The sequence below is a fragment of the Aerococcus sp. HMSC10H05 genome (genome assembly GCF_001806975.1).
Lineage (GTDB): Bacteria > Bacillota > Bacilli > Lactobacillales > Aerococcaceae > Aerococcus > Aerococcus viridans_B.
In genome coordinates this window covers 1-7,411 of sequence record NZ_KV786967.1, presented here as the reverse complement: position 1 = coordinate 7,411, position 7,411 = coordinate 1, and the positions used below count along the sequence as shown (strand labels likewise).

The following is a 7,411-nucleotide window of genomic DNA, read 5'->3' as shown; positions in this document are numbered from 1 at the left end:
AGACAAAAGTCGTTTAGCATTGACGTGCTGGATCAAAAGCCGAACAATAACGACATGTTATTGCGCAATTTAGGCAGCATCGGACAATGCTGACTTTTGAAACCCGGTGATAAATATCTTTTATATAGCAAAGAGAGGCTGAGATATTTTTGTCCCAGCCTCTTTTAACGTATGAGGAATCTAGTCGTTAACGCCTATATTAGACTTCAGGCTTATGCTATAATTTAAGAAAATAAAATGATTGATGATAAAATCGTTTAAAGTAAGTGCATAGCTATATGCACTTAATAAATTTGTAAGCTATACGAAAACAAATGCCTAGGCAAATGAAAAAAGGAGTAATCTAATGCTAAAACGTGCTATTTTTCATGTACATGAGATGAAAGAATGGGAGAATCTCTTACCAACTATTCAAAATGCGCTAAATGATGTGGAAGATTTACAAGTGATCGTCTTGGCTAATGGTCGTGCTGTCCGAATTGCTTTGCGTGAAGCGTATTATCAAGACTTAGAAAAACTCGTGAAACAAGGTGTGACGATTGAGTTATGCCAACATGCACTACAAGCTCAAGGAATTGATCCAGAAATGGTGAATAATCACTTATTTACCCCAGTTACATCAGGTATTGCCGAATTAATTAACCGTCAACATGATGGTTATGCCTATATTCGTGCTTAATGAATGAGCTTACTTTATCGGACCATCTAGAATTCAATATAGAAAGTAGACAATCATGAATCCAGAATTATTTAAAAGTAGTTTAGCGGATGCAGGTATCCACTTAAATGACCAACAAATGACACAATTTAATCGTTATTTCGAATTATTGGTTGAATGGAATGAAAAAATGAATTTGACAGCCATTACAGAACTAGAAGAAGTGTATTTGAAACATTTCTATGATTCACTGACTGTCGCTATGCACGTTGAATTGGCTGATCAAACGTACCGTTTAGTAGACGTCGGTTCAGGCGCTGGGTTCCCCAGTATTCCACTAAAAATTGCCTTACCAAACTTAGAAGTCACGATTGTTGACTCATTGAATAAACGCATCAATTTTATCAATGAAGTGATCAATGCGTTAGGTTTAGAAGGCGTTCATGCTTATCATGATAGAGCCGAAACTTTTGGTCAAAACCCACAATTCCGTGGCCAATTTGATTTTGCAACTGCTAGAGCGGTGGCTAGATTAAACTTATTAGCGGAATTTTGTTTACCCCTAGTGAAGAAAAATGGCCAATTCTTAGCTATGAAAGCACAACAATCAGATGATGAAATTGAAGAAGCAAAACATGCTATTGCTATCCTAGGAGGTAAATTTGCTGAAGATATTCAATTTGATTTACCAGCTGAAGCTGGAGAGCGTCATATTTTACGGATTGAAAAACCAAAAGAAACACCGAAAAAATATCCACGTAAACCAGGGAAACCAGCGAAAAGTCCGCTATAAGTACAGGGATGAAAAGTATTTTACTTGATAATAGAATTCCTTGAACAATCTAGACGCTTTTTTGGTACAATGGTAAAGAATAAATGACATGACAAGCATAATATTGCGAAAAATAGTCTAAAAACTATTTTGAATGAATGCGAAGGAACGGAAACGCATTCCGTTCCTTTTTTATTAAAATCAATGGATATAACGCAGGGGGTTAGAAAATGGGTAAAGTAATCGCAGTCGCCAATCAAAAAGGTGGTGTCGGGAAGACAACAACAACTGTCAACTTAGCATCCGCACTTGCCTATCAAGGAAAGAAAATTTTATTAATTGATAGTGATGCGCAAGGAAATGCTACTAGTGGACTAGGCATTGCTAAGGGTTCTGTTGAAAACAGTATCTATGACGTGTTGATTAACGAAGTTGCGATTAAAGATGCTGTAGTATCATCTTCACGTGAAAACTTATCTGTTGTACCGGCAACGATTTCCTTGGCTGGGGCTGAGGTTGAACTTACCAGTATCTCTCACCGTGAGCAAAAGATGAAAGCAGCGATTCAACCGATTCGAAATGACTATGACTACATTTTTATCGATTGTCCACCATCACTAGGACATTTAACGATTAATGCCTTTACCAGTGCAGATTCAGTATTGATTCCTGTACAAAGTGAATACTATGCCTTAGAAGGGTTAAGTCAGTTGCTAAATACTATCCAACTAGTGCAAAAACACTTTAATGCAGGACTAAAAATTGAAGGTGTTTTAATGACAATGTATGATGCAAGAACAAACTTATCGAATGAAGTCGTAGAAGAAGTTCGGAAGTACTTTGGTCAAGCAGTATATACGACCTTAATTCCAAGAAATGTGCGTTTGTCTGAAGCACCATCATATGGACAATCTATTATTGACTACGATATTCGTTCTCGCGGCGCTGAAGTGTATCTAGAATTGGCAAAGGAAGTGCTAGAAAATAATGGGCAAACAAACAAATAAACATAATAGGGGACTTGGCCGTGGAATTGATGCATTCTTCGGCAACGATGCCCTTTTTACCCAAGATGAGACAGATCAACAACAAGTAAAAGATTCACAAGAAGCCACTAAAGAAGAAATGAGTGAGGCGGCTGTTGAAACTACCGCTACTGATAGAATGGTACAAGAAATCAACGTAGACGATATTCGACCAAACCCTTATCAACCGCGTCACCAATTTGATGAAGAAGCGTTAAATGATTTAGCAAAATCTATTCAAGAGCAAGGAATCTTCCAACCAATTACCTTACGACAGTCAGCGGTAAAAGGTTATGAAATAATCGCTGGTGAACGTCGTTTTCGTGCGAGTAAAATTGCTGGTTTAACAAAGATTCCAGCTATTGTACGTGCGTTTTCTGATGAGCAAATGATTGAAGCATCTATTATTGAAAACTTACAACGGGAAGATTTAACAGCCTTAGAAGAGGCAATGGCTTACCAACAACTGATTGATGTCTTAGCGATTACACAAGATGAAGCTGCTAAGCGCTTAGGGAAATCAAGAACCTATATCACTAACCACTTACGTCTTCTAGGTTTAAGTGATGATATTAAAGCATTAGTACAGTCAGGCGCTTTATCAGCCGGACAAGCTCGGACAATTTTAGGTTTAAAATCAAAAAAAGACCAATCAAGTCTAGCTAAGAAAGTTGTTGCAGAAGGGATTACTGTCCGTCAGCTAGAGAAAATGGTTCAAGCTTTAAACGAACCAGCTGACAAGGATATTAAAAAAGACCATACGAAGAAAGAAGTTGTCCCGCCTTATATCCGTGAAAGTGAAGATCGGTTAATGGATAAATTTGGTACTAACGTCCAAATTAATAGTCGCGGTAAACGCGGTAAAATTGAAATTGAATACCTTTCTGAAGATGATTTAACCCGTATTCTAGATATTTTAGATATTAAATTTGAAGATTAGAGGTGTGTGTCTTGGGAGAAAAAGAATATGGCATGCATGATATCGTGCAAATGAAAAAACAGCACCCATGTGGTGAAAATGCTTGGAAAATTATTCGTTTAGGTGCGGATATCCGCATTAAATGTCAAGGATGTGGCCAATCCGTCATGATGCCACGTCGTGAATTTGAAAAGAAAATGAAAAAAGTGATCGAATCAGCAAACCCTAACTAAGGTGACCACATCTTAGTTATTTGTCTGTATGAATTAAAAATACCCTGAATAAAGAAAGTAGCGTGAAGAAATGGCCTTAACTGCCGGAATTGTTGGATTACCAAACGTTGGAAAATCAACCTTATTTAATGCAATTACAAAATCTCAAGTGGAAGCTGCAAACTATCCCTTTGCAACAATCGACCCTAATGTTGGGGTTGTTGAAGTACCAGATAGTCGTTTACAAACACTAACTGAATATTATGTACCTAAAAAAACAGTCCCAACAACCTTTGAATTTACAGATATTGCTGGAATTGTTAAAGGTGCGAGTAAAGGTGAAGGGTTAGGCAATAAATTCCTAGCGAACATTCGTGAAGTGGATGCAATTATCCACGTAGTTCGTTGTTTTGAAGATGGAAACATTACGCATGTTTCTGGGAAAGTAGATCCAACTGATGATATTGAAACCATCAACTTAGAGCTTATTTTATCTGATTTAGAAACAGTAAATAAACGCTATGAAAAAGCGGTTAAAATGGCTAAATCTAAAGATCACGACGCAGTTGTTGAAGCAAATGCGCTAGCTAAAGTAAAAGAAGTATTAGAAGCTGGAAAATCAGCTCGCACAATTACTTTCACTGAAGAAGAGCAACCATTTATTGACCGCATGTTCTTACTTACAACAAAACCAATTTTATACGTAGCAAATGTAAATGAAGATGATGCAGCAACTGGTAATAACTATGTTGAAATTGTACGTGGTATTGCGAGTGAAGAAAATGCGGAAGTGGTCATCGTGTCTGCACAAATCGAAGAAGAATTAGCCTCACTAGATGATGAAGACCGTGAAATGTTCATGGAAGACTTAGGTATGGAAGAATCAGGTCTAGACCGTCTTATTCAACGTGCTTATACCTTATTAGGTCTTGAAACTTACTTTACTGCGGGTGTTCAAGAAGTACGCGCATGGACTTTCAAAAAAGGGATGAAAGCACCACAAGCAGCAGGTGTTATTCACTCAGATTTTGAAAAAGGTTTTATTCGCGCAGAAACTTTATCTTACGAAGATTTACTCACATATGGTAGTGAAAAAGCGGCAAAAGAAGCTGGCCGCTACCGGTCTGAAGGTAAGGATTATGTCGTACAAGATGGCGATATCCTACTATTTAGATTTAACGTTTAATATCATTTAGATAAAAGGAGATTTGACCAATCATGGCATTAAGAAATGAGAAAAAATCAAGAGCCGATATTCAAACTGAACGCGAAGCGGAAGTAAAAGCAGCTCGCCAACGTATCAAGGATGAACGTGAAGGTCTTTATACAAGTTTAACCAAGCGTAACAAAGAGTTTATGATTAAATTCATGAATGAAATCAAGGCTTTAGGTTACGATGGTGATCTTGATTTAAAAGAAAATCAAATGCTACACACCCTTCTAACAGAGCAAGACAAAGGCGTAACAGCTAAACAATTATACGGTACACCAACAACTTACGCCCAAGAACTACATGAAAACCCTAATGAGGCGAATGGATCATCACAAGTAGGTGATAGCCCATTTTGGCACTATTGGGTTGAAGGAGGTTTATTGATTGGTGGTGTATTTGCTGGTATTTCAGGGTTAACCCTATTAATTGGTTCTGAAAATACAAGCTCAGGCCCAGCTGGTTTATTTACACTAATCTTGAACTTTATTATTGGAGGATTAGCGATGGCTGTGTTGACGACCAACCAACCTGATATGTCTAAACCGAAGAAAGAACGTGGCACTATGCGCTACATCTTGATTTCAGTAGCTGTTTTATTAGCTTGGATCCTACTCATTTCTTTAACAGAATTCCTGCCAACAGGTATAAATCCTAAATTACCACTGTTCGCTTATCTGGCAATAGCTATCCTTGGTTTAGCTGGCAGATGGTGGTTTAAACGCGAATTTAACGTCCAAAATACCTTATTCTAAACCAATCAGTCTGTCAGTAAAGCTGACAGGCTTTTTTTTAGGCAAATAAACCTATTGGTCGAGTTGATATTTTTGGCATCATGTAAAATCTTCGTTAAGATAAGGGTATTAAATATACAAAGGACGTGTAATAAAATGGATGCAACAAATATTGATTTTTCAACTGTTTCAGATGAACTAGGCTTTCGTTACGGCCAAGCAGACGCACCGGTAAAATTATATGCTTACTTAAACGTAGAGTGTCCTTTTTCCCGGAAATTTGAACAACAAAATACAGCTATTATTCAAGAATTTGTTGAAGCAGGTAAGGTGCAGTATATTGTTAAGCCAGTTGATCGTCCAACCGGTCACTTGCGTAAAGGGAATGTCATGCATAGTTATCTGACTTACGATGATCCAGAAAATGCCTTTAAGCAGTTAACAGAGATGTTTAAAACCCGACAAGAATGGACAGAATTGGATGAAGCGGGCGTGGCTGAATATGCTGAAAATCAATTGGGTTACCGTAAACAAGACCATGATGATATCCAAGAAGCGATTAAAGCAGAAGCTGCAGAAGTAGGGGCAAAAACCGTGCCAACAGCCTATGTATTTGGTCAGGTATTTGATGAACATGAAGACAATAATACTATTCGTGACTGGTTTAATGCAGCATATCAAACGGCAACTCAGACAGCAGTATTTGATTTTGCTGCCGATAAATTAGATTTAGATAATGTTACAGATAAACGTGCTATTAAATACGGTCAAGACGATGCACCAATTAAAGTGACAGAGTACTTGAATTTCCGTTGTCAAGGATCTAAGAATTTTGAAGATAAGATGTCTGAAAAATTAGAAGCGCTAGCAGATGAAGGGAAAATTCAACGGATCATCAAACATGTAGATATCGATAAAGCCGGATTGTCAAAAGGAGAAGTCATCAACCGTTTTGTAGATTACAGTGACCAAGAAAAAGCCTATAAACAATTTAAGGAAGTATTCGCTCGCCACGGAGAATGGAAAACCACTGATTTTAGAGGTATCGTAGATTATGCTATTGAAACCTTATCGTATCAATACCAAGGCAACCGACTACAAAATGATATTGTAAAAGCAGAATTTGAAGCAATTGGCGGTACAGCAACCCCAACAATTGTCGTAAACAGTGAAAAAGCGTTTGTCGGTCCAACAGCAAGTGAGGACTTGGCAGCTTATTTAGATGAGAAAATCGCTCAGTAAATAGATGATCAAAGGAGATAGTATATGGCATTTCAAACAGATAAAATTACCTATCAAGATGCTATCAAATTGGGTAAGGATACAGCAAGGGTAAAAATTGTTGAATATTATAACTTAGCATGTCCTGATGCCTTAAATTATCAAGAACAATTTGCTTTTTTCTTGGATCCTTTGGTACAAACGGGACAGGTACAACGTATATTAAAGCACTATAACAAGACTAGACCTCGCTTACAAAAAGGGAATATTGTTCATGATTATATTAACTATGTAGAGCAAGAAAATGCTTATTCGATGGTGGACCAATATATGCGGTCACAAAATGACTGGGCCCAATTAGATTTGGATAAAATTGAAGCTTACCTAGTTCAGCAAGGACTAGTAAAACAAGACAATAATGAACTTGCAGCACGCGTATTTGAAGAAGCTCAAGCAGTAGGAGTGGGTGCTGTTCCAACAATTTTTGTTGGTGATCAAGCTTTTGTTGAAACAGTAGATCCAACGTTATTTAAGCGCGCGATTATGGAGCGAATTTAACCTAAGGTCTATTGGATAAAAAGCATATGAATAAATAATTTTGGAGGCTGGGGCAAAAATACCTCAGCCTCTTTTTGGTGCGCCCGGCATGGGCGCTAACTT

General features: G+C 37.6%; 9 protein-coding genes. All 9 read left to right on the top strand.

The annotated features are described in order from the left end of the window. The first annotated feature begins 346 nt into the window (after positions 1-346). The 9 genes from HMPREF3116_RS03075 to HMPREF3116_RS03035 all read left to right on the top strand — a co-directional run bounded on the left by HMPREF3116_RS03075 (position 347) and on the right by HMPREF3116_RS03035 (position 7,309). On the top strand, positions 347-679 hold the full coding sequence (locus HMPREF3116_RS03075; protein ID WP_070467739.1) for a DsrE family protein: 333 nt from the start codon (positions 347-349) through the stop codon (positions 677-679). A 55-nt stretch (positions 680-734) separates the two neighbouring features. Then, positions 735-1,451, top strand: a complete 717-nt coding sequence (rsmG, locus tag HMPREF3116_RS03070; protein WP_070467738.1) for a 16S rRNA (guanine(527)-N(7))-methyltransferase RsmG — start codon at positions 735-737, stop codon at positions 1,449-1,451. Between the two features lie 209 nt (positions 1,452-1,660). After that, on the top strand, positions 1,661-2,437 hold the full coding sequence (locus HMPREF3116_RS03065) for a ParA family protein (RefSeq protein WP_070467737.1): 777 nt from the start codon (positions 1,661-1,663) through the stop codon (positions 2,435-2,437). Next, a complete protein-coding gene (locus tag HMPREF3116_RS03060; protein WP_070467736.1) occupies positions 2,418-3,395 on the top strand; it encodes a ParB/RepB/Spo0J family partition protein in 978 nt (325 codons plus the stop codon). The genes HMPREF3116_RS03065 and HMPREF3116_RS03060 overlap by 20 nt, the downstream gene beginning before the upstream one ends. A gap of 32 nt (positions 3,396-3,427) precedes the next feature. Then, positions 3,428-3,607, top strand: a complete 180-nt coding sequence (locus HMPREF3116_RS03055) for a DUF951 domain-containing protein (protein WP_070467770.1) — start codon at positions 3,428-3,430, stop codon at positions 3,605-3,607. Between the two features lie 70 nt (positions 3,608-3,677). Further along, the gene (ychF, locus tag HMPREF3116_RS03050; protein ID WP_070467735.1) at positions 3,678-4,772 is read left to right on the top strand and encodes a redox-regulated ATPase YchF; all 1,095 of its coding nucleotides are present in this window, start codon (positions 3,678-3,680) and stop codon (positions 4,770-4,772) included. 32 nt (positions 4,773-4,804) lie between these two features. Next, positions 4,805-5,551 carry a DUF1129 domain-containing protein gene (locus HMPREF3116_RS03045; protein WP_070467734.1) on the top strand — a complete coding sequence of 249 codons (747 nt, stop codon included), beginning with the start codon at positions 4,805-4,807 and terminating at the stop codon, positions 5,549-5,551. 135 nt (positions 5,552-5,686) lie between these two features. Then, positions 5,687-6,772 carry a thioredoxin domain-containing protein gene (locus tag HMPREF3116_RS03040; RefSeq protein ID WP_070467733.1) on the top strand — a complete coding sequence of 362 codons (1,086 nt, stop codon included), beginning with the start codon at positions 5,687-5,689 and terminating at the stop codon, positions 6,770-6,772. 24 nt (positions 6,773-6,796) lie between these two features. Beyond that, positions 6,797-7,309 (top strand): thioredoxin domain-containing protein, encoded by a 513-nt coding sequence (locus HMPREF3116_RS03035; protein ID WP_070467732.1) that lies wholly within the window; start codon positions 6,797-6,799, stop codon positions 7,307-7,309. Positions 7,310-7,411: the final 102 nt, after the last annotated feature.